Origin of the sequence: Anaerocolumna cellulosilytica, from assembly GCF_014218335.1 — a bacterium.
GTDB classification, from domain to species: domain Bacteria; phylum Bacillota; class Clostridia; order Lachnospirales; family Lachnospiraceae; genus Anaerocolumna; species Anaerocolumna cellulosilytica.
In genome coordinates this window covers 1,853,200-1,874,612 of record NZ_AP023367.1, presented here as the reverse complement: position 1 = coordinate 1,874,612, position 21,413 = coordinate 1,853,200, and the positions used below count along the sequence as shown (strand labels likewise).

18 protein-coding genes are annotated in these 21,413 nt (G+C 37.6%); 7 read left to right on the top strand and 11 right to left on the bottom strand.

What is annotated here, in order from left to right:
- Window positions 1-77: 77 nt before the first annotated feature.
- From acsn021_RS07925 to acsn021_RS07895, 7 genes are all read right to left on the bottom strand, one after another.
- Entirely contained in the window at window positions 78-2,225 is a 2,148-nt protein-coding gene (locus acsn021_RS07925; protein WP_197978600.1) for a pectate lyase family protein, read from the bottom strand.
- Between the two features lie 691 nt (window positions 2,226-2,916).
- The gene (locus acsn021_RS07920; protein ID WP_184094300.1) at window positions 2,917-4,434 is read right to left on the bottom strand and encodes a sensor domain-containing diguanylate cyclase; all 1,518 of its coding nucleotides are present in this window, start codon (window positions 4,432-4,434) and stop codon (window positions 2,917-2,919) included.
- A gap of 548 nt (window positions 4,435-4,982) precedes the next feature.
- Window positions 4,983-5,696: a response regulator transcription factor gene (locus acsn021_RS07915; RefSeq protein ID WP_184094298.1), complete on the bottom strand. Its 714-nt coding sequence runs from the start codon at window positions 5,694-5,696 to the stop codon at window positions 4,983-4,985.
- A gap of 135 nt (window positions 5,697-5,831) precedes the next feature.
- Window positions 5,832-7,559 carry a cache domain-containing sensor histidine kinase gene (locus acsn021_RS07910; RefSeq protein ID WP_184094296.1) on the bottom strand — a complete coding sequence of 576 codons (1,728 nt, stop codon included), beginning with the start codon at window positions 7,557-7,559 and terminating at the stop codon, window positions 5,832-5,834.
- 160 nt (window positions 7,560-7,719) lie between these two features.
- On the bottom strand, window positions 7,720-8,547 hold the full coding sequence (locus acsn021_RS07905; protein ID WP_184094294.1) for a carbohydrate ABC transporter permease: 828 nt from the start codon (window positions 8,545-8,547) through the stop codon (window positions 7,720-7,722).
- Window positions 8,544-9,428 (bottom strand): carbohydrate ABC transporter permease, encoded by an 885-nt coding sequence (locus tag acsn021_RS07900; RefSeq protein WP_184094292.1) that lies wholly within the window; start codon window positions 9,426-9,428, stop codon window positions 8,544-8,546. Before acsn021_RS07900 ends, acsn021_RS07905 begins: the two co-directional genes overlap by 4 nt.
- A 27-nt stretch (window positions 9,429-9,455) precedes the next feature.
- The gene (locus tag acsn021_RS07895; protein WP_184094290.1) at window positions 9,456-10,760 is read right to left on the bottom strand and encodes an extracellular solute-binding protein; all 1,305 of its coding nucleotides are present in this window, start codon (window positions 10,758-10,760) and stop codon (window positions 9,456-9,458) included.
- Between the two features lie 208 nt (window positions 10,761-10,968).
- Here acsn021_RS07895 and acsn021_RS07890 point away from each other — a divergent pair, with 208 nt between their 5' ends.
- Entirely contained in the window at window positions 10,969-12,075 is a 1,107-nt protein-coding gene (locus acsn021_RS07890) for an ISAs1 family transposase (protein ID WP_184096203.1), read from the top strand.
- 529 nt (window positions 12,076-12,604) lie between these two features.
- Complete coding sequence (locus acsn021_RS07885; protein WP_184093619.1) at window positions 12,605-13,951, top strand: hemolysin family protein; 1,347 nt, start codon at window positions 12,605-12,607, stop codon at window positions 13,949-13,951.
- 162 nt (window positions 13,952-14,113) lie between these two features.
- Here the strand turns inward: acsn021_RS07885 and acsn021_RS07880 are convergent, their stop codons facing one another.
- A complete protein-coding gene (locus acsn021_RS07880; RefSeq protein WP_243182323.1) occupies window positions 14,114-14,725 on the bottom strand; it encodes an ABC transporter ATP-binding protein in 612 nt (203 codons plus the stop codon).
- A 108-nt stretch (window positions 14,726-14,833) separates the two neighbouring features.
- On the opposite strand from acsn021_RS07880, the gene acsn021_RS07875 reads away from it, so the two are divergent.
- From acsn021_RS07875 to acsn021_RS07855, 5 genes are all read left to right on the top strand, one after another.
- Complete coding sequence (locus tag acsn021_RS07875) at window positions 14,834-15,379, top strand: CDP-alcohol phosphatidyltransferase family protein (protein WP_184093617.1); 546 nt, start codon at window positions 14,834-14,836, stop codon at window positions 15,377-15,379.
- 42 nt (window positions 15,380-15,421) lie between these two features.
- Window positions 15,422-16,006 carry a TetR/AcrR family transcriptional regulator gene (locus acsn021_RS07870; protein WP_184093616.1) on the top strand — a complete coding sequence of 195 codons (585 nt, stop codon included), beginning with the start codon at window positions 15,422-15,424 and terminating at the stop codon, window positions 16,004-16,006.
- Window positions 16,007-16,147: 141 nt separating this feature from the next.
- Window positions 16,148-16,567 (top strand): NADPH-dependent FMN reductase family protein, encoded by a 420-nt coding sequence (locus acsn021_RS07865; RefSeq protein WP_184093615.1) that lies wholly within the window; start codon window positions 16,148-16,150, stop codon window positions 16,565-16,567.
- A gap of 3 nt (window positions 16,568-16,570) precedes the next feature.
- The gene (locus tag acsn021_RS07860; RefSeq protein WP_184093614.1) at window positions 16,571-17,146 is read left to right on the top strand and encodes a flavodoxin family protein; all 576 of its coding nucleotides are present in this window, start codon (window positions 16,571-16,573) and stop codon (window positions 17,144-17,146) included.
- Entirely contained in the window at window positions 17,146-17,745 is a 600-nt protein-coding gene (locus acsn021_RS07855; protein ID WP_184093613.1) for a CDP-alcohol phosphatidyltransferase family protein, read from the top strand. Before acsn021_RS07860 ends, acsn021_RS07855 begins: the two co-directional genes overlap by 1 nt.
- A 120-nt stretch (window positions 17,746-17,865) precedes the next feature.
- Here acsn021_RS07855 and acsn021_RS07850 read toward each other — a convergent pair whose 3' ends face one another.
- From acsn021_RS07850 to acsn021_RS07840, 3 genes are all read right to left on the bottom strand, one after another.
- Complete coding sequence (locus acsn021_RS07850; RefSeq protein WP_184093612.1) at window positions 17,866-19,125, bottom strand: hydroxymethylglutaryl-CoA synthase family protein; 1,260 nt, start codon at window positions 19,123-19,125, stop codon at window positions 17,866-17,868.
- Between the two features lie 106 nt (window positions 19,126-19,231).
- Window positions 19,232-19,993, bottom strand: coding sequence for an enoyl-CoA hydratase/isomerase (locus acsn021_RS07845; protein WP_184093611.1), 762 nt, complete (start codon window positions 19,991-19,993; stop codon window positions 19,232-19,234).
- Between the two features lie 163 nt (window positions 19,994-20,156).
- Window positions 20,157-21,413 (bottom strand): glycosyltransferase, encoded by a 1,257-nt coding sequence (locus acsn021_RS07840; RefSeq protein WP_184093610.1) that lies wholly within the window; start codon window positions 21,411-21,413, stop codon window positions 20,157-20,159.

The following is a 21,413-nucleotide window of genomic DNA, read 5'->3' as shown; positions in this document are numbered from 1 at the left end:
CAGAAAAATCAACATTTTTTTTCATAATTATTGCCAGCATTATACTGAATTTGTCATAATGCTGGCAAGTAATAGTTTTATTTCACTTCCATATAGTATAAATTAGCAACATCCCCTTTGGTAACAGCATGCACTCCGCTGTCAAGTAAAACGGTTACAATTCCATCTCTTACCGGATGCTCCGTATTATCAATCTTTACGTTCACTCCATCCGGGGAATTAAATACTAAGGTTAAGGAAGCCGGTTCACTTAAGGTAAACTCAATATTGGTGGAGCTTTCCATCTTCAAACACTGGGTCAGTGTTATGCCTTCATAGATAACTGAACCTTTACTGGAGGATAGGTTCCCTTTAATGGTAAAAAAACTACTATCTTTTCCGTCTGTGGTAAAGTTATGTATATAACCGCCAGTAACCGGTGTTGGTGTTGGATTTACTGTAGGAACTGCTGTCGGTGTTACGGTTGGTACTGCTGTTGGTACTACCGTCGGAATTGTAGTTGGTATAGGTGTAACTTGTTCTGAATTGCCTCCAACAGAAATAAGTTCGGATTGATAATTTCTGATTTTATTCATTAAAGCAGTATTTACCGTATACAACTTATCATCAACTGCATTATCAAATACCCAGGTAAAATCTCCGCCATTTAAACGACCGGCATCAGCAGTTACAATCGCCTTTACATCACCAACCGAATCAATCGCAGAAAGAGCTACTCCCATATCTTTTCTGGTATCAAAATTATTATAGCCTGTACCTCCTGCTATGGTTTTATAAGAGGCTGGTACTATTTCATTTCTTTCTGATGCCAGATAGGCATCATAGGAGCGGTTATCTGCTCTGGTTGTTCCGGCATCTGAGTTGGCATAGATAAGACTGGACGCACCTTCTACAATATTATTATAAGCCTTTATCATACCACCGTTCTCACCGGAGAAAGTTCCGTCGCCCAGCGCATCTGTTCCTTGTTTCGAACTCATCATAGGATATTTACAATTTCTGAAATAATTAGCTTCTACAAAGGCAGAACTGCCTTTTGTAGTACCCACGCCATATTTTGAATTCCCATCAAAATAATTATTATAGATATGTACGGAGGCCACACGAATACGCGGATGGCGGGAATCAGAATGGTCATACCAGTTATGGTGGTAGGTTACAAAGAATTCTGCCGTATCACTCATACCGCATAGGGAGCTTTTACCGGAGTCCCAAAAATGATTATAAGAAATAGTAACATAAGTAGATGCACCTTTTACATCCGCAGAGCCGTCCCCTTTTGCCTGATCTGCATCGGAGCCAGCTCTTCCGTAAAAGATATCATTATTATGTACCCATATATTACAGTTACCGGTATCCAGAGAGATACCATCATCAGGAAATAACATGATTCCTAGATTCCGTACTTCTACATTTCCACAATTTCTTAATAAAATTCCCCAGCCGTAAGCAGTTGCATCTTCACCAATCCCCTCCAGTGTCATGTTCATTTCGGCATAGGAGGACTTTCCTTTTACCTGTAGGTAACCGCTGCTATTTAACTGCCCACTCATATTTTCATCCGTTACCCTTCCAAGGAAACGAATGGAAAGAGGTCGTGTATCATAGCCTTTCTGCCGTAAGTTTAATATTTCACCAATGCCAGTACCCGTCTGTAACTTACCGGAACTATTTACGATTACATCCAGTTCTACTGTTTTGGCTGTCTCGGACGTTATATAAATAACCTGTGCTCCATCCTTTAAGGTTCCATCCTCCTTATAGGCACCCGAGCCGGTTTTATATTGTGACTCACCAGAAAATGCAAAACCACTTCTGTCGTGCGCCTTTACCTCCAAAGTAGAGGATACATGGTTTACTTTCGTACCATTAGAAAGTACTGCCTCTACTTTTACGAAATAATTTCCTGCGGAAAGTCCTACTGCATCCGCCCTCCAGTATGTGGCATATTGTCTGATTAGCTGGTTATCAATTTGGACATAAGCTGAATCGGAAGCATTTGCTGGTTTCACATATACATTGTAACCCTTAGCGCTTTGCAAGGGCTGCCATTTTATATAGGCGCTTTCATACCAACTTCCGCTTTCCGTTACTGAAACACCAGCTGCAAAGATTTTAACATTGGCAAAGGCACCCATAAGCATTGCAAGGACAAGTGCACATACAATAAACTTACTGTTTATTCTTGTTTTCAAAATATTCATTCTTGTTTCTAAGATATTCATTCCTTATTTTTCCTCCCTCTCTTAAAACACCTTGTTTCACAGTAATCAAACCCACCCCAGATTCGATTGCCTTCTTTCCGTATGAATACTCTTTAATGAGAAATTCATACCTTCTCTAAATAACCCAACCCATTATATATTCTTTGCTGCCCTCCTTCTCCATAAACTACATACTCTTGTTGCAATTTTATTATATTTTTTTTACTAATACTTTACAATAGTTCTTGCTTATTCTACATTTTTTTTGCTTATTCTACATATTATTAACTTATATTGTAAATTTATACAGCCGTTCATTGTTCTTTTTGTACTTATATAAGAAAAAAATAGTACAAAAAACAGCAGTGACATTCCCTGTGCCCTCTGCTGCTTTTTCTATCCCCGTATAAATAATCCCACTATTCCATCCAATTTACGGTTATAAACATCCCATTTCAAATTTAGATTTTACTGGCTAAACCAATCCGATATAAAGTGTTCCCACAAACACGTTATATCGAATTACTATATCCCAACTCAATATGTATTCCCTGTCCCTCCTTTATTAAGATTTTATTGTAAAATCCTTACATTTTTATTATATTTTATGAAACGCAGATTCACAAGAGGTAATGCCTATTCTACATGTTTTTTGCAGATTCTACATTCGTTTATTATCTTGTAACCATCATTGAAAAATACTTTTTGCTATTTAATTTACTGTAGTTTGCTTTCTACCCTTAGTTTTTGATTGATATAAAGCATCATCAGCACGCTTTAACACATCTGTATAGTCTATATCTGTTTCCTCAAAGTAGGATATCCCAATAGAAATTGTAGGATAAATGATTTCCTCACCAACCCGCACCTTTATAGCAGAAGCGACCATCAACATCTTTTCGCCGAAATAATGGGCATTTTCCTTCTGTAAACCATTAAAAACGGCAACAAATTCATCTCCGCCCCACCGGATTAATTTATCCGTACTTCTTATAAACCGATTCATACTCTTGACTATTTCAATCAAAACCAGGTCACCTACAGCATGTCCGTAAGTATCGTTAATTTTTTTAAAATAATCCATATCAAATAACATTATGCCAGGACTGATGCCTGTCTGTTTAAACTCTTTAAAGGCATGGTTAAGCTCTTTGTCCCCATATCTTCTACTATAAGCTTTTGTCAGCGGATCATGATTTACTTCTGCTTCTAATTGTCTTTTCGCAGTATGATGGTACATTTTTTCAATACCTAAAATCAAAGCAAAGCTTAAAAATAATATAACAAAGAAAATAAAGACTAAAGCAATGGTGAGCCTGGAAGCTAAGCTTTTGCTTTCCCCTGTAGTCTGGTCTATATAACTCTGCATATCATCTAGTTGAATTCCCATTGCAATTACCCAGTCATATTCTTTATACAGCTTTGCATAGGTTAGTTTCTTAGAGATTTCATCACTCTCATATTTTTTAAAATAATAAGTAAAAAATAACTCTCCGTTTTGTTTTATGCCATCTAACTCCGTCTGGTAGGGATGTTCTCCTTTTATATCTGTCATAGATGTGGAAAGATACATCCCTTCTGTTTCCGGCATATTGGGATGGACTTTCCGGATGGCATAGTTATCTCCGCCTTCATAATTTAATATTTCATTAATCCATATATAGGAATCTTCCTCAAATCGTAGCGTTCTGATTTTTTCAATAATTTTGGCTTTAACCAATTCGTCTATATAAGAATTGTTAATACCGAATATTGCAGTTATTCTGCCTTCCGTTATAATTCGGTAAGAGGACAGCTCTGAGGTAAGCTTATATATTACTGTATTCCATGTATCTCCTTTTATCTGCTGAGGATTGTATATGGGCTGGTTCTTACTGTTATCCCACAAAAGCACCGTCCAATAATCATTCTTATTATACTTAAAATGGCTGAGAATCCTTTCTTCCAATGAATAATCAGCATTTTTAAGCTCTAATCGTATTATAGAATATATATTATCCACAATTAATCTTATATCATCAGCGGTAGTCTCCCGTTCTATATCTATTTCCTTCACTAAATTGTCCACAGTATCTTTTAAAAAAATCCTCTTCAGGCTATAGATGGATTCCTGGGTTTTATCAATGTATATGTTGCTTACCTTATTAATAGAAAGCAAAAAAAGGCTGCTTACCACAGTGCATATTATAATTATAAAGGTTACTACAAAAATGGAATACTTGCGTTTCATTAAACACCTCCTACATATGTGTTATAATAAGCCCCATAAGGTGTTTCGTCTTAACCTAACTCCCATCTGCATGCATACAACTTTTGCTTTTTAAATTGCGTGTCCTCACCCGATTTGCTTCTATGGTTATCTTCCGCGTCAAATGCTTAAATCATACACTTTCTTCCGCAAATCGTAACATTAATTTCTTTCAATATGCATTATAAACTGTGGTATTACTTCAATAATGTATTAATGATAATGTATTTCTTTCCATTCGTCAAACACTTTGTCAAAATATGTTGGAATAGGACTTTTATATTTTAGTACGATTTATTTGCTGCTTATCCAGGTAGTTCTGCACAAACCATAAAAAGGTTGTATGAGCCTCTGCCTGTAAAAACAGAGCAGACACTCATACAACCTTCTTGACAGCCTAGCTGTTTAGAGTTAATTAAATCAATTTTCTTATATCCAATTTTTTCGGATAAAAGACAAAAGACTGGTTACAAGATAAATTATAAAGGTAATCACTAGGATTCCTATGAAAGAACCGGCTAGCCCTTATTTTAAAATTCAGAATAAGCTATACCTGTATATTTTTTAAAACATTTACCAAAATAATTCGGGTCCGGAATGCCCACTTCCTTTGCAGTTATATACATAAGCATTTTCTGCCTTGCACATTCCTTCGCCTTTTCCATACGGCATTTCGTAATATAATCTATGATACTCATACCGGTATCTGCTTTAAATCTTCGACTGAGATAACTTGCATTGAAGCCAAACTCCTGAGCAATCGCAGTAAGGTTCAATTCTGAATTCCGGTAATTTCTTTTGATATATTCTTTCATCTTATCAAAATGAGTAAATAGCTCTGTAGATTCTGTTTCCAGCTCAGGTTCCTGTTCTCTTAAACTAGATATTACTTTCTCACAAGCTTGGATAATATCCTGCTTTATCAGCGGCTTTACCAGATATTCTGTTACTCCGATTCCAATACAGGTTCTTGCATATTCAAATTCATCAAAGGCAGTCAGAATGATAATTCTTATATTTTTGTACCGCTTCTTGGCTAGCTTTGCAAATTCTATTCCATTCATAAAAGGCATACGGATATCTACAAATACAATATGCGGTTTAATTTCATCTATGGTATGTATGGCTTCAATTCCACTTGCCGCCTCCCCTGCTACCTCAAGTCCTAACTCTTCCCACGGAACGGTCATTTTTAACAGATTCCGTAATGGTTTTTCATCATCAATAATCATAACCCTATACATTTTGACTCCCATTCGTGTGCGTTAGCGCACATACAAATCATGCTATTCCACACCTTATGTTATATGTTTTGCATAAGCATTACCGCTACTTAGAATAATAAAGATTCCTTTTTCTCTAAATACATACCTCTATCCTCACAAATCTTCCCTTTCACAAGGCAGCTTTAATTCAATTTCACAATATTCCCCCTCTATACTGTGTATGTCAAATACCTCTTCCGTTTTATAGTAATAACGAATTCGTTCCATGGTGCCTTTAAATCCAAAGCTTTTAGTATGATTTCCCTGAAACAATGCTTGTATCTGCTCTTTGTTCATGCCCACACCGGAATCATAAATCTTAACATACAAAAGATGATCTTTTTTATAGGCTGTAAGCTTGATTAGACCTTTCTCTCCCTTTAATCGTATTCCATGGTATATTGCATTTTCTACTAAAGGCTGTAATATCAATCTAGGAATCCGAATGTCTGCAACTTCTTCTTCAATATCGTATTCAACCTCAAAAACATCTTCATACCGATATTTCTGAAGTGTTAGATAATCTCTGGCAATTCCGATTTCTTCTCTCAGTGTAATAGTAAGCCTGCCTTCACTTAAGAAGCTCCTATAAAAGCTTGCCAGTGTTTCCAACATTTGATACACCTTATCTGTTTTGTTCTCCAATGCCAGATACCTTATGGTATCTAGGGTATTATACAAGAAATGGGGCTTTATCTGTTCATGTAAAGCGTCTAATTCTGCTTTTTGAAGATTCTTTTCCTTCTGGATTAATTCCTCTATCAGATGGTTTATTTCAATGAGCATGGCATTATAGCTGTCTTTTAATAAACCAATTTCATCGTTATTAACATTTATGCTTACCCGGTGAAGCCAGCCTTTTTGTACTTCTGACATGCTGGCAACCAGCCTCTGGATTGGTATTGTCACATTACTTGCAATGTAGGTATTAATAAAATTCATATAAAGCAGTAAAAAAAGAATACCGATAAAAATGCCCAAGGCAAGCCTTTGGGACAAACCCTCCAGAATTTCTACTTGAGAATAAGTTACTAATACAAAATCAGTCTTAGGCACCTCCGCCAGCGTTAGTATTGATTCTTTAAAGAATCTTTTTTTAACTGTCTGCTTCAACTCTAGTTCTTTATCTAATTGGATATGATGAAATATAGATTCTTTATCACTACTGATTAAATACCCTGTTTTATCAAAAAATGCAAAATGATTACTGTTATCAGAAAGGCCCGCATAGGTTTCCCCAAAAAAGCTTACAGGTATATTAATAGCCAGTATACCAATCTCTTTTTGGGTGTTAATATCATTAATACTTCTTATAAAAGTCAGTATCTCTTCTGTGTTAGACCGAAAGACCTTATCTCTGCCGGTCTTTATCAGATATCCACCATTTTTTACAGTGATATCTTTAATCCAATCCCCATAAAATAAAGAACCGGTATCCACATAGGTTATTCCAACACCGGTATTGATATAACTCTGATCCATTCTAAGTACTGTTACAGAATAGGTTACGTTAAAAGAATTCAGAATACGGTATATATCCTGAATGGCTGCTTTGGATTGGGCGGCAGATATTGTGTCCTCTGTCAGATAAGCAGTTACACTGGAACTTAACATTATCAAACGGCTGATACTGTTTAGATTGTCCAGTGCAATTTCACAATTTTTTGTAATGGAAACACGGTTATTACCTTCTTTTTCTATAACCGCAGCTTCCATATTCGTTTCCAGGATGACATAGAATAAATAAAAACAGAACAAGATGCAGATTGCCATCAGAAGCAAAAAAAAGACACGAACCTTACGCTGTAAATTCATAGCTAAAAACCATTTACGAATCCCCATAAACAGACTACTTCCCCTTTATCCCCATTTTATATCAGTAATCTTTTGTCTTAGAAAATGTAATGTTATTGATTTCTACTATACCATAAAATTATATAATTTACTACCATTTATCTTCCATTATAACACCTACTGAGTAGGCGAAACTCCACAAAGAGTTTTATCCTTTAATGGCACCAGCAAGGAGGCTTTTCTGAATCTCTTTCCCCAAGAACCCATAAGCTATCAAGGTTGGAAAAGTAGCAATCACAAGAGCCGCACCAATTGGCCCCCATTTCGTGGTGTAAGCTCCTGATAGTGTCTGTATGCCGACGGACAAGGTTCGGTATCTGGAATCGCTGATAAAAATAACTGCAAACATTAATTCATTCCAAGCCTGCAAGAAGGTAAATATAGCTATGGTCGACAATGCTGGTTTCATTAACGGCAGTATAATCCGACAAAAGATTCCGTAGACACCACATCCGTCAATACACGCTGCTTCTTCTAATTCTCTCGGAATATTTTCTGTGAAGCTTTGGCATATCATAATAGCCATAGCCAGTGCAAATGCAGTATAAGGCAGAATCAGCGCCTGATAAGAATTGGTCATTTTGAAACTGCGAAGCATAATAAAGACCGGTAATATTGCCGCATGAATTGGTACGGTCAGCCCTAGCATAAATATATTTCGAACTGTTCTGCGTCCCCTCCATTCCATTCTGGTTAGTGCATAGGCTGCCATTAAAGAGCAAAGGAGCGTAAGTGCGATTGTTAAGAAGGTAACTATAATACTATTAAAAAAGTAAAGTGCCATATTACCTTTTCCCAGTGCCTCTGCGTAGTTTGACCACAACCAGTCCTTGGGAAGTCCAAGGACATTAGAACCAAAAATTTCCGAATTGTCTTTTAAAGAAAAGGTGAACATCCAATATATAGGAAACAGATTTACAATTGCCCATAGAACCAAGGCACCATAAAGACCGGTGCTTTTTATCTTTTTACTCATAAATCCTCCTCTGTCTTAATGAGATGTTTGATTAAAATAGCAAAAAAGAAGCATAAGAATATAATAACTTCTGCAATTGCACTTCCGAGTCCATATCTGCCTCTTCCAAATATCATAGAAACCATAAGCGTACTCGGTACTTCACTTGCATGCGAAGGACCTCCTCCGGTCAGAACATAGATTAAATCAAACGCCTTTAAAGAGCCTGTCACAGCAAATATAACGCTCATTCTTATCACTGGTTTAATCATAGGTATAATAATATACCGGGATATCTGCCCATCTGCTGCCCCATCAATACAGGCAGCTTCTCTAATATCCGGTGAGATACTCTTAATTCCGGCATACATTAAAAGCATATGATATCCTACATACTGCCAGAGCATAGGAATAAACACAGAAATTAATGCGGTTTTCTTATCCCCAAGCCAGGTACGGCACCAATCCTTTCGTCCAATCATAGTTAAAAAACTATTTACAATCCCATACTGTGGGTTATACATTTTTAACCATAACTGGCCAATTACAACGGTGGAAATTAATACCGGAACAAAAAAGACAGCTGTAAATACACGTTCTCCCTTGATTCCCCTCGCCAATGCGAGGGAAATCATAAGGGAAAGGGGAAGCTGTATAAATACAGATAATGCAGCAAGCAGTAAAGCATTTAGAATGGTCTTTGGAAATCCGGCGGATTTACTTGTCACCAGCTCTATGTAATTTTGAAATCCCACGAAAGTTCCTTTTGTAATACCATCCCAATCTAGTAAACTGTAATATCCCGACATAAAAATCGGAACAATAATAATTGTTAAAAATAAGAGTGCCGCTGGTAGTAGAAAAACTATAATAGCAGCTTTATTTCTGCGAACTTTATTCATAGGCTCCACCTTTATCGAGAGTTTTAATTAACGGCTTAACTGGGCATCCATCTCCTTCGTAAACTCCTCCGCTGTAACATCTCCGGTATAAAGAGCCTGTAATAAGGATAAGTACTCTCCTGCATCATCAGAATTCATAAGAGTATCAAACCATAAGGTATAAGAAGTGGCATCTCCTGCCAACGCTGCTACTTCCTGCGTTAATTTGGGTACTTCAGCCGTATCGTAATTAACTGTCCAGGCCGGAATACCTGCACCGCTCAGGTAAGCGAATTTTGATACCCCTCTGGTAATTTCAAAGGCGGCTGCAGCTGCCATATCCGGATATTTGGTAGCCGCAGATACCATTAAGGTATCGGAACCACCGCCCATAAAATCCGTTATAGAGGCGTTGGTACTATTAACTACCGGAATTGGCGCAACGGAGAAGTTCTCCGGCTTTTCTGCATCTGTTACAATGGAGCCGCCCATCCAGCTTCCGGTAAAATACATTGGTATTTGTTCTGCATAGAAGGCTGCACTGGCTTCATCATTGGATAACCCCGCTGCCCCTTCTAAAAAAGCACCCATGTCGACCAGTTCACGAATACACCCAGCGGCGGTCGTAAAATCTTCATCCTCATAAGACTGTCCTTGTTTGGTCAATGCTTTTGCAACCTTCTCAGGTCCTGCCGATTTTAATGCAAGACCGTCATGCAGCATTGCTAAGACCCACGTGTCTTTAACACTGGTACCAATTGGTGTTATGCCTCCATCTACAAATTTCTGGCATACTTCCGTAAATTCCTCCCAAGTCACAGGTACCTTAACACCTTGTTTTTCAAACATAGCCTTGTTATACCACATAACGGAAATAGGAGTACAGGTAACGGAACCATACAATTTTCCGTTATACATATCATTCGCCAGTGCAGCCTCCGTAATTTCAGAAGCATATGCTGTGTAATAATCATCCAGGCTTAACACCTTGCCGGATTCTACAAAAGCCTGTGAAAAACCTCCTGCCCAAGTAAAAAATATATCCGGCAGTTCATTCGCTGCTACTGCTGCCTTAATTTTTGTTTTATAGGATTCATTTTCAAACGTTTCCATCTGAATCGTCACTCCCGGATGATTTGCCTCGAATTCAGCAATGGCATCTAGATAGGGTTGATGGAACGAATCACTTTCCGTCGCGATTGTCCACATCGTTAAAGAAATTTCCTCATTGCTTTTAACTGTATCCCCTGTGTTCACCGACACATTTTTGCCTGACTCCCTGCCACTGCAGCCTGCTAGCATTGTAATACACAATACGCCAGTTAAGAATATCCCCATAAGTTTTCTTTTCATTTTTTTATATCCATCCTTTCTGATTTCTATATTTAATAGTAACCTTTAATGTAATTCTTTTGAATGGATATATTTTACTTTTGCAGGTAATATTTTTACCTGTATTTTACATTTTTCAGTCCGCTTCTTCAAGACAAACGCATGAATATATTTAAAGGTTTATAAGAATAAGGGAAAAGTGTATAATCATTCCAAGGGGGATGAAAAAATGCACAAGACATTGAAATATTTAGAACAAGTAGAAGATTTAAGACAGAAGAAAAAAATTCTTTACAAGATGAGTGATATTATAGCGCTGGTATTCTTTGCAATGCTGGCAAATGCAGACGAATGGATAGCAATAGAAATATTTGGGAAAGAACATGAGAAGTTTCTGCGAAGATATTTGGAGCTTCCAAACGGCATTCCTTCTCACGATACGATTCAACGTGTATTTAGCATGGTATCCCCAGAGTTTCTTCAGAAATTCCAACTGCTTTGGAATGAGATGCTAAGTAGCGGAGAAGGAGAAAAAATCAAAAAAATCCTCGCCATTGACGGAAAAACACAATGTGGAAATAGGAACAAAGACCAGAATGCAAACCATATTGTCAGTGCAGTGGACGAGAAAGGAATCTGCCTTGGGCAAAAGCGAGTAGAAGAAAAGACCAATGAAATTACAGCGATTCCTGAACTGCTTGACGATTTGAACGTGAAAGGTCATATCATTACAACGGATGCAATGGGAACGCAAACGCAGATTGTAAAGAAGATATGGAAAAAGAAAGCCGATTACGTGCTAGCCCTAAAAGGAAATCAGGGAAGACTTCATGAGGATGTGAAATTATATTTTGATGATGTTGGATTATTGGAGCAGTGTGCCTATACAAAGACAATAGAGAAAGCGCGAGGCGGCATAGAGAAGCGCGAATACTGGCAGAGTGTAGATATTGCATGGCTAGAGCAGAAGAAGGACTGGGCAGGGCTGAAATCCATTGCAATGACACGCAATACTATAGTCAGAAACGAGGTAGAGATAACGGAAACCCGATATTTTATAAGTAGTCTACCACTAGAGGTCAGCGAAATTGCCCGAGCGATTCGGGGACATTGGATGGTGGAAAGTTTTCATTGGCATCTGGATGTAACCTTTCGAGAGGATGACAACCACACCCTTGAAAAGCAGGCAGCATTTAATTTAAATATCATGAGAAAACTGGCATTGAACGTATTAAGGATATATGAATTAAGGAAAACGCCCATGAGCCTGAAAATGAAACGCTTTGCAATTGGAACGAATCCTGAAAGACACTTGGAAAACATTCTGAATCTGTAATACTTAAAAAAGATACATTCAAGTGCTTGTTAATAGAACACATTCATGCGTTTGTCGTGTCCGCTTCTTATTGTTCTATTGACATTTCAGAATCAATTGATTATAATAAGACATATTTATCTAAGAAAGGAATTTTTCAATATCATGGATGACGGCGACAGTAGCGACGCGAATCTTAATACTGAATTTATTATTCATATAAATTATCATACATAATGAAGCATAACCTGCAGTTGTATCAAACTGTGGGCTATGCTTTTTTGCGTATTCCGGTTTGAAATAAAACTTTTGATATGGAAATTCTTTTCAATTGTTGTATCAGATTAACTGGTACAGATATATACGTGAAAGAAAGGAGTGTACTTTCCGAATGGAAAATCACCAGCAAAGGCCTTGGTATCTAAGAAGCAAAGTAAGCACTTGCCGGCTCTCTAAAAAAATAGTTCTTCGATGCTGAGGCTCATAAATCTTAATAACAAAATGTTTATACTTAATGGATATTGTTAAAGATAATATTAGGAGGAAATTTATGAACGATAATATAATATGGCAGATAATTTTACAGGTCATTCTGATTGCATTTAATGCAGTGTTTGCCTGTGCTGAAATTGCTGTCATCTCTATAAATGATAATAAACTTGCAAAAATGGCTGCGGAAGGTAATAAAAAGGCAATAAGACTTGCAACACTGACCAGCCAGCCAGCCAGATTCCTATCTACCATACAGGTTGCCATAACCCTTTCCGGATTTTTAGGCAGTGCCTTTGCAGCTGATAACTTTTCAGAGTATCTTACCACTTGGCTTGTAAGCTTAGGTGTAACCATACCTGAAAAAACACTTGATACGATTGCAGTTATTGTTATAACAATTATTCTTTCTTACTTCACATTGATATTTGGTGAACTTGTACCAAAACGTGTTGCTATGAAGAAAGCGGAAAGTCTTGCTCTTGGAATGTCTGCATTAATCACTTTCATTTCTAAGCTTTTTGCACCGGTTGTATGGCTGCTTACAGCATCCACCAATGGAATATTAAAGCTTATTGGCATTGACCCCAATGAGGAAGATGAAAATGTCAGTGAAGAAGAAATCCGTATGATGATTGATATGGGTAGAGAAAAGGGTACCATTGATCAGGATGAGCAGGAATTAATCCAGAACGTATTTGAATTTGATGATTTAACTGCTGGTGAAATTGCTACTCATAGAACTGAAATATCTCTGCTTTGGATGGATGAAAGCCCTGAGGCTTGGGAGAAAACAATTCATGAAAGCCGTCATTCCCTGTATCCGGTCTGCGACGAGTCAGTGGATAATGTAGTTGGTGTGTTAAATGCAAAAGATTACTTTAGGTTAGAAGATAAAAGCCGTGAACAAATTATGAAGCATGCAGTCAAACCTGCTTATTTTGTACCTGAAACCGTTAAAGCGGATTTACTTTTTAGAAATATGAAACACAGTCATAATTACTTTGCAATTGTATTAGATGAATATGGCGGAATGAGTGGTATTGTTACGGTTAATGATCTGGTAGAACAATTGGTAGGTGAATTTGATGATGATAACGGTATCATCGGTGAGGTTTCTTCTATCGAGAGAATCGACTCAACAACCTGGAAATTAAACGGAAGTATTGCTCTTTTAGATGTAGCTAAACAACTTGGAATTTCCTTACCTATAGATGATTATGACACTTTTGGCGGATTTGTATTTGGTCTCTACGGCTCCATTCCAGAAGATGGAACTACCCTAGAATTGGATACAGACACGCTGCATATCAAGGTTCTTGAGATTAAAGACCACCTTATTAATAAAGCAGTTATCTGCCTTAACACCTTGACCACAGAAGCGTTACCCGCAGAATCTGCTGAGTAGAACATGTAATAGCACTCCATGGCGTTCCAATACCTCACGATTTTATGTGTCAGGTGGAAAGTCATGGAGATTTTTATCTAACGAAATAAATACAGCTAAAGAATTTTGCAACATTCTACAATGGAGAGCTGGGAGGCTCCTGCTTGCAATTTTTTACCGCGCCTAAAAACCCATAGCCGCCATTCCGTTGAGTACCTTTTCCACTCTCGCCTCTATATCCCTGCCACTGAACCTTTGCAGCGGCAGTTCGAAAATGATATTCCCATCCTTCGTAAACAAAACCCTATCAGCCTTGGCCGCTACTTTCACATCGTGGGTTACAAGCAATATGGCTGTGCCCTCTTTGTTGATGTCCATCAGCAGCCCCATGATTTCCTCCGCTGATTTTGAGTTAAGCGCACCGGTCGGCTCATCGGCAAAGAGAATCTCCGGCGCATTCATCAAGGCACGGCAAATACCAGCCCGCTGGAGCTGTCCGCCCGAAACCTCTGTGGTATCCCTGCTTTCAAGTCCGGCAATTCCCGTTTTCTTCATCAGAGCTTTTGCCTTTTGGGTGAGTTTGGCTATATCCTTCTTTCCATCATACCCAGCGGAGAGGATGATGTTATCCAAAATATTTAAGTTTTTAAGCATGGTGGGCTGCTGAAAGACAAAGCCCATTTTTGTCCTCCGAATATCCGCAAGGGCGTTTTCGCAGAGATTAGATAGTTCGGTATCTCCAAACTTCACCGACCCGCCTGTAATCTCATCCATGCCACTAAGCGCAAACAGCACTACAGTTAGCCTCCCTGCCACATTAAAATAATTAATGATTGACAAAAAACAAGTATACTGGTATAATTTAATCATGATTAAATTATAGTTAAAACCGGAGGTTAACTTTTGAAGCTCATACCTAACATACTATCCCTTGCACGAATTGCTTTATCTGTTTTACTATTATTAATACCTGCTGCCTCAGGTTTGTTTTTAATAATCTACCTTCTTTGCGGATTAACTGATATTGCAGATGGTTACATAGCCCGTCATTATCACGCTGCAACTACTTTTGGTGCCAAACTGGATAGTCTGGCTGATTTTATATTCTGGGGTATCGTTATTTATGTATTACTATTCCGTACTGATTTTAAAATTAACATGTTTATCATTGGTATTTGTATCATCATAGCCGCTATAAGGCTTATGAATTTCATAATAACAAGATATAAGTTTAAACAATGGGCAATGATGCACACATATGGTAATAAATTAACAGGATTAGCCCTGTTTTTAATATATCCATTTTGGATATATTGGAATTTAGCACCATACTTTGTTATCATTATCCCTCTTCTGTCAGCCCTTGAGGAAGGAGTGATTTTATTGATTTCAAAATCCTATGATGTTAACAGAAAAAGCATCTGGGAATTCAAAAGAACTCTGACATAATTACTTCATATAAAATACTGTTTGAAAGAGAGGCACATGCAAATGAATGAGAATCCAGGAGCAAAAGAACGTATCATGGAAGTAGTAATAAAACTTTTGCAGGAGCAAAAAGACATAAGTAAAATAACAAACCGGCAAATTGCAGAAATGGCAGGCGTAAATAGTGCCTTAATTAATTATTATTATCAGTCCAAAGAAAATCTGGTTAATATTGCTGTCGGATACTGTATGGAAGATATTGCAAAAACAATATTAGAAAGCTCAACAGGTGAAAAACACCCGGTATGCCGAGTAAAAAATCTTGTAAAAGCCATATCAAGCTTCGCTTTTAGCAACTATACCTTTGCAGAAATTGCTTTTTCCTCGGAATTAAAACATGGAAGCATTAATACAATCAACATTATCATACCTGTACTAAAAGAAATCTTTGGAGATAAGAAAACAGATACTGAATTAAAGTTAATGGCTTTTCAGCTTATTATCCCAATGCAGGTAATGTTCTTAAATGCGAGCGAATATGCCAATTACTTGTTTTATGATATCTGGAATACCAGTTCCAGAAATGAATTGCTGGATAAACTAGTGAATAATATGTTTGATAATTATCTGGAGGAATTGGGGTGTTAAGTTAAAAACTACAGTGCTAACTTAGAACAAAATACATAACATGGAATCCTGTCTAAAATTTGATTCCTGCTCACTTTGGTTACTATAAATGACTATACAAAGAGTATAAGAATTTCAGTGAAGAAAGGTAGGAATATAAGAATGAATATTGCGGTAAGATATTTTACAAACACAGGCCATACCAAAAAACTAGCAGATGGAATTGCTGCACAATTAGGGCTTGCTGCCAAGCCGATTCCTGATTTATTAGAAGGATATGTTGATGTGCTGTTTTTGGGTCAAGGGCTGTACAGCTTCGATTTAGACATCGCTATGAAAACCTTTATTAAAACATTAAAACCGGCAAATATAAAAGAAGTTGTTGTCTTTAGTTCCGGGGCATTTGGAAATGCTTATGCACCAATGAAAAGGGAGTTGGAAGCACAAGGGCTAAAGGTGTCACCAAAAGAATTTCATTGTAAGGGCAGCCTTGGCTTTATGCATAAGAACCGGCCGAATGAGAAGGACGTTGATAAAGCCGCCTTATTTGCAAAGACTTTTTTAGAAAATATAGGAGTATAAGCTATGGGAAAATCAAACAGAAAAGGTAGAAAAAAGGCAATCCTAATACTTATTATTTGTATTGTAGTTATAGGTCTTGGGACACTAGGAGGAACCTTATACGTTACCAGTGCCGGGAATGTTAAACATAAGAGCAATGAAATCATATTACCCGGAACAGACAGTAACCGCAATGCGTTGATTATCTATCAACCAGGCCGTTCAGAATACGGAACAACGATTGCAACTAACCTTGCAAAGGGTTTGAATGAATCAGGATATGAGGTAACCATAAATTATCCCGGAGACTTTTTATCTGAGAATCTTGAAGAATATGAAATTGTAGCGTTTGGAACTACTGTCTATAATGGCGAATTATCACCGGTGCTTGGAGATTATGTTTCCGCTATTAAAAATATTGATAACAGTAAGATTTTAATTTATTCAACAGGAATGATGACCGATAATTCTTCTGAACTTGATGAATTAAGTAAACTCCTTTACCGGAAGGCAGATTATCTGGAAAAATTCTTATCAAACCAGGAAGAAAGTGAAGTTAAGCGAGCCTATGACTTAGGCATTACATTAGGGGGTTCTTGATGAGGAGCTTATTTCTTAAAAATGGAGCCAATTACTTAACCTTTCTGCGAGTGGCAGGCACACCTGCTCTTCTGTTTCTTACAAACAACATTTTTATTAGGAGTACTGGTACCAATAGCTATATGTATTTTGTATTGTTATACATAGTGCTTTGTCTAAGTGATTTTTTTGATGGGAAGATTGCCAGAAGATTTGGGCTGGAGACTAGATTTGGTGCTCTATTTGACCTATTTGCCGACTTCTTTTTTGTTATTTCCATGCATATTGTTATAATGCTTCGTACACAGATTCCGGTTTGGTTTCTTATTGTTATCTTAGACCGCTTTTTTAATTTTATTCTTACTTCCAAAATGGAAACTGATTACAAGGCACAGAAATTCCGACCGAAATTTGATAAACTCGGCAGATACCTGGCTGTACTTTTATATATCCTTCCATTTATAATCTTTGTGGATTATTGTTTCCTGCACTCTGATTTAAAAATTACCTATCTTTTAATGTATACTATTACGGGAGTATCTGTATTTACCTCCTGCTTGAGAATCTGGGCAATCAAATCAGTATTAACAGAGAAAAGGAAATGTATAAAACAGATCTAAGCCTAATCAGAGAAAAATAATTAGGATTTATCCAGGTCTTTGCTGCAAAAAAAATCCATGAAGCACTGCCAAATTTTAAGTCTTATACCTGCAGCGTTTCATGGATTGATTTTTTTATTCTTATAACCAGATATACTCTCTATGGAACTCATTAATTTGATCCAGATATAATATTTTCTCTTCTCTGCTTTTCTGAACCAAACCGGGTACTACCTCAAAATCCAGCTTTGTATTGCGTGTCCCAAACTTCACCAGTCCGCTTTTCTTTAATAGAATCTCATATAACTCCATATTCAGTTTATATCTGGAATTCAATTGTTTTTCAACTCTGTTCTTTTGCTGTAATCTTTGCCCTGCTGCCGTAACAACACCACTATAGAACTCAGAACAGCATCCGGAGCCATATGAAAAACAACCAATCCGTTTCGGACTGTCAAAGTTACCATAATCCAGCAAACCAAGCAATGACAAGAATATAGTTGCCCCCATAATATTACCAACTCGTTTGCAATATTTCATCCCCGGCATGACTCGTATATTAAAATCCTCATCTATTTCAGCAGGACTGGCTTTTGCCAATTTACGCATCATGCTTCGATGTGCCCCCTTCACCATGCCTCCAAAGGGTGTATGAAAGGCAAGATAATCAAAGGTGCTCTTATAATCTACTCCCTCAACCCTCTTTTGATATTGGAGAAAAGATTGTTCACAACAGTCCAGGTAGGATAAAAGCGATAAATCGGAATTACCTGCCTCACTATCAGGTATAGGACGGCAGGTATCCATCACTTCATAACCATAATAACCATTAGCACCTACATCAATTTGAAAGATAAGTGGATTATCACTAACCAAAATTGCTGCTGCCCCTGCTCCGGAGCTGGGTTCTGCAAACGACCAGTCGGCTGTTAATGCTTCTCCCCCATCTACTGCCACAAATCTTGTGATATCTGTAGCAATGACTAAAGCTTTCGCTCCAGGTGAGCTTCCTGACAAAATGAAATTAATGGCCATCTGAAAACCAGCAGTTCCGGAGTAGCAGGCATTTTTTAATTCAAACAGACGGCAGTTTCTATTTAATCCAAGATAATGATGAATATAGGAACTAATGGATTTACCAAAATCAATTCCGGACTCTGTACAAGTAATTACCATCTCTATTTTTTCCCTATCTTCTTCACTTAAGCTGTCAATTATTGGTTTTGCTGCATTCACCCCATAGGTGATGGGGTCTTCATAGGGCAAAACCACTGTTTTTTCTTCCATTAATAAGTTTTCAAATCTGGTGGTATCTAACTTTCTATATTCAGCCAATTCCTTTACATTAAGATACGCAAGGCCTCCAAAAAAATTTATTGCTTCTATCCCGACACTTTTCATAGTTGGTCTCCTTCATATATTATGTCAAACTCCCATCTGTATGCCATAGTGCTGTCTGCACTTGCACACCTACAAATCAGAATGTTGAAAAAACTTCTTTTTCAACTCATCGCTCCCATGGCAGTTTACTGCTTTCTACAAATTGACAAATCCAGTCTACATTCTGAGGATTGGAAAACATCCTGCGATTTGCTTCTACTGCTGTCTTTCTATCTTCTGATAAATGGTTATAGATTTCACTCATATACTTCTTATAGTCCATAATTCCTGACTTAGGTAACCGTTCCAGCCTAAGCAAATGCCTGCGAAGCAAAGAATCACTCTTTTCTTCCCAGGCATCTACTAATCCCCACTCATATGCTTTAGAAACAGATACCGCCTGGGTCATAACAGTAAGATAATGGGCTTTCTGAAATCCGATTCGCCGAATTAAAAATGGCAGCACACAGGCCGGAAACAACCCAAACAATAATTCAGACAAACTAAACTCTGCGGTATTGTCAGCTAATACTATATCACTTGCCGCTACAAAACCTATTCCCCCTGCATTCACCTTTCCCTTAACATGGGATATCGTGATATATGGTCCTGTCGCAAGCTTTAACCACACCTGATATAGTTTATCCGAGTGATTAACGCCTGTCTTATTAACAATTCCATTATATGCTTCCTTAAAATCCGCTCCAAAGCAAAAAAATTCTATAAACCCTTCCAATACAATTATGCTGGCTCTATCCTCACAATATGTCAAAACCTCATAGAATTCCTCTACCATTTGATTATTAATGGTATTCTTATCATCCGGTCTGAAAATCTGAATCTTGCATATCTTCTCCTGCCACTGTACCCTGATTGTCTGATATTCCATATTAAACTCCCATCTGTGTGCCATAGTGCTGTCAGCACTTGCACACATTCAGATCAGGATGTTGATAATGTTTTTTTCAACTTAAACCCGTGCCTTTCAATTTTTTGATGACCTATTCAAAAAATTGAACAGGCCTAAATAGGTAAGTTGAAAATGCTTTTTTTCAACTTAAACTCCCATGCCCGCTTAGAACCTGTTCAAGGGTTTCTACCGCCTTGTTTATTCCTTCTTTATCAATCCTCCGTAATTCCTCCCCAATCCTTGCACTGTTAGTTATTATTTCTTCATTGCTTAAGGCTTCTCTAATGGCACTTGCTAATTTTTTACCGGATAATTTGGAACGGCTTATGGCTCTTGGTATTAACTTTTTCTTATGTAATAGGGCTCCCTGATAATAATGGTCCAGCATATGGGGGATTAAAACCTGAGGAACACCTGCCCACGCCGCTGTATATACAGTTCCTGCACCTCCATGATGAACAACGGCCGCCACTTTGGGAAATAGCTTATAATGCGGAATATATCCAATCATATAAGTGTTATTAACATCAATATTCTTGCAGAGATCTGCCCACCCTTTTGAAATAATAGCCCTGCAGCCTAAGATATTTATCGTCTCTTCAATTATTTTGCTGGTTTCCTGGGGATTCGGGTCACTCATACTTCCAAAACCGATATACACCGGAGGAGGACCGCTTTCTAAGAATTCTATTAATCCTGGCTCTATCTCTTCTTCAACTACTTCAGGTACATGCCATAATCCCGTCTGAATATAATTAAAATTATACTTTGGTACTTTATCCAGTATTTCATTCACTGCAATAATACAGGTTTTAAAACTCCCCAGTATATGCTCATAGATATCTTTAACCGGTTTTAATAAAAGTTTTTCACGCTGTTCATTCAGTATTTTTACCAGAGACAGGTTAATCAAGGAATTAACAAGACGCCAGAGTATCCGGTTCAACCATCTGGGTAAATTCTGCCAGGGTATTACCGTTGGCGGATATTTTGAAGATGGCATGAACTGGGTTACCAGGTTAAGAAATACAAAAGGAATACCGTATTTTTCGGCAATGGAAGGAACGGCGAAGGGTTCTCCGCTGCCAACGATTAAATCTGCATCCTTTATCCTGTCTTTTAATTCAAATTGTCCATCAATAATACTATGTAAAGTTTGTTTTACCGCTTTTAACAAACGTACCGGATGACCCATATATCCGTTTAAATTGCCGATAAGACCGTTTATATTGCAGCCTGTAGAACAAAATTCCATGCCATAACTGGTTATCCATGCCTTTTCATTTGGCGGGGCACATACTATTACTTCATGCCCGGCTTTTTTAAGCTCAATTGCCAGTGCCAATAAAGGTCTTACTTCACCGTGAGTACCTATAACCGCAATCGCTATTTTTCCCAT

Coding starts and splice junctions, on each gene's coding strand:
- acsn021_RS07840 (WP_184093610.1), bottom strand. CDS start 21,413: ATGGGAAAAATAGCGATTGCGGTTATAGGTACTCACGGTGAAGTAAGA.
- acsn021_RS07850 (WP_184093612.1), bottom strand. CDS start 19,125: ATGAAAAGTGTCGGGATAGAAGCAATAAATTTTTTTGGAGGCCTTGCG.
- acsn021_RS07910 (WP_184094296.1), bottom strand. CDS start 7,559: ATGGGGATTCGTAAATGGTTTTTAGCTATGAATTTACAGCGTAAGGTT.
- acsn021_RS07925 (WP_197978600.1), bottom strand. CDS start 2,225: ATGAATATCTTAGAAACAAGAATGAATATTTTGAAAACAAGAATAAAC.
- acsn021_RS07885 (WP_184093619.1), top strand. CDS start 12,605: ATGAACGATAATATAATATGGCAGATAATTTTACAGGTCATTCTGATT.
- acsn021_RS07860 (WP_184093614.1), top strand. CDS start 16,571: ATGGGAAAATCAAACAGAAAAGGTAGAAAAAAGGCAATCCTAATACTT.
- acsn021_RS07920 (WP_184094300.1), bottom strand. CDS start 4,434: ATGAAACGCAAGTATTCCATTTTTGTAGTAACCTTTATAATTATAATA.
- acsn021_RS07905 (WP_184094294.1), bottom strand. CDS start 8,547: ATGAGTAAAAAGATAAAAAGCACCGGTCTTTATGGTGCCTTGGTTCTA.
- acsn021_RS07855 (WP_184093613.1), top strand. CDS start 17,146: ATGAGGAGCTTATTTCTTAAAAATGGAGCCAATTACTTAACCTTTCTG.
- acsn021_RS07915 (WP_184094298.1), bottom strand. CDS start 5,696: ATGTATAGGGTTATGATTATTGATGATGAAAAACCATTACGGAATCTG.
- acsn021_RS07895 (WP_184094290.1), bottom strand. CDS start 10,760: ATGAAAAGAAAACTTATGGGGATATTCTTAACTGGCGTATTGTGTATT.
- acsn021_RS07870 (WP_184093616.1), top strand. CDS start 15,422: ATGAATGAGAATCCAGGAGCAAAAGAACGTATCATGGAAGTAGTAATA.
- acsn021_RS07865 (WP_184093615.1), top strand. CDS start 16,148: ATGAATATTGCGGTAAGATATTTTACAAACACAGGCCATACCAAAAAA.
- acsn021_RS07900 (WP_184094292.1), bottom strand. CDS start 9,428: ATGAATAAAGTTCGCAGAAATAAAGCTGCTATTATAGTTTTTCTACTA.
- acsn021_RS07890 (WP_184096203.1), top strand. CDS start 10,969: ATGCACAAGACATTGAAATATTTAGAACAAGTAGAAGATTTAAGACAG.
- acsn021_RS07845 (WP_184093611.1), bottom strand. CDS start 19,993: ATGGAATATCAGACAATCAGGGTACAGTGGCAGGAGAAGATATGCAAG.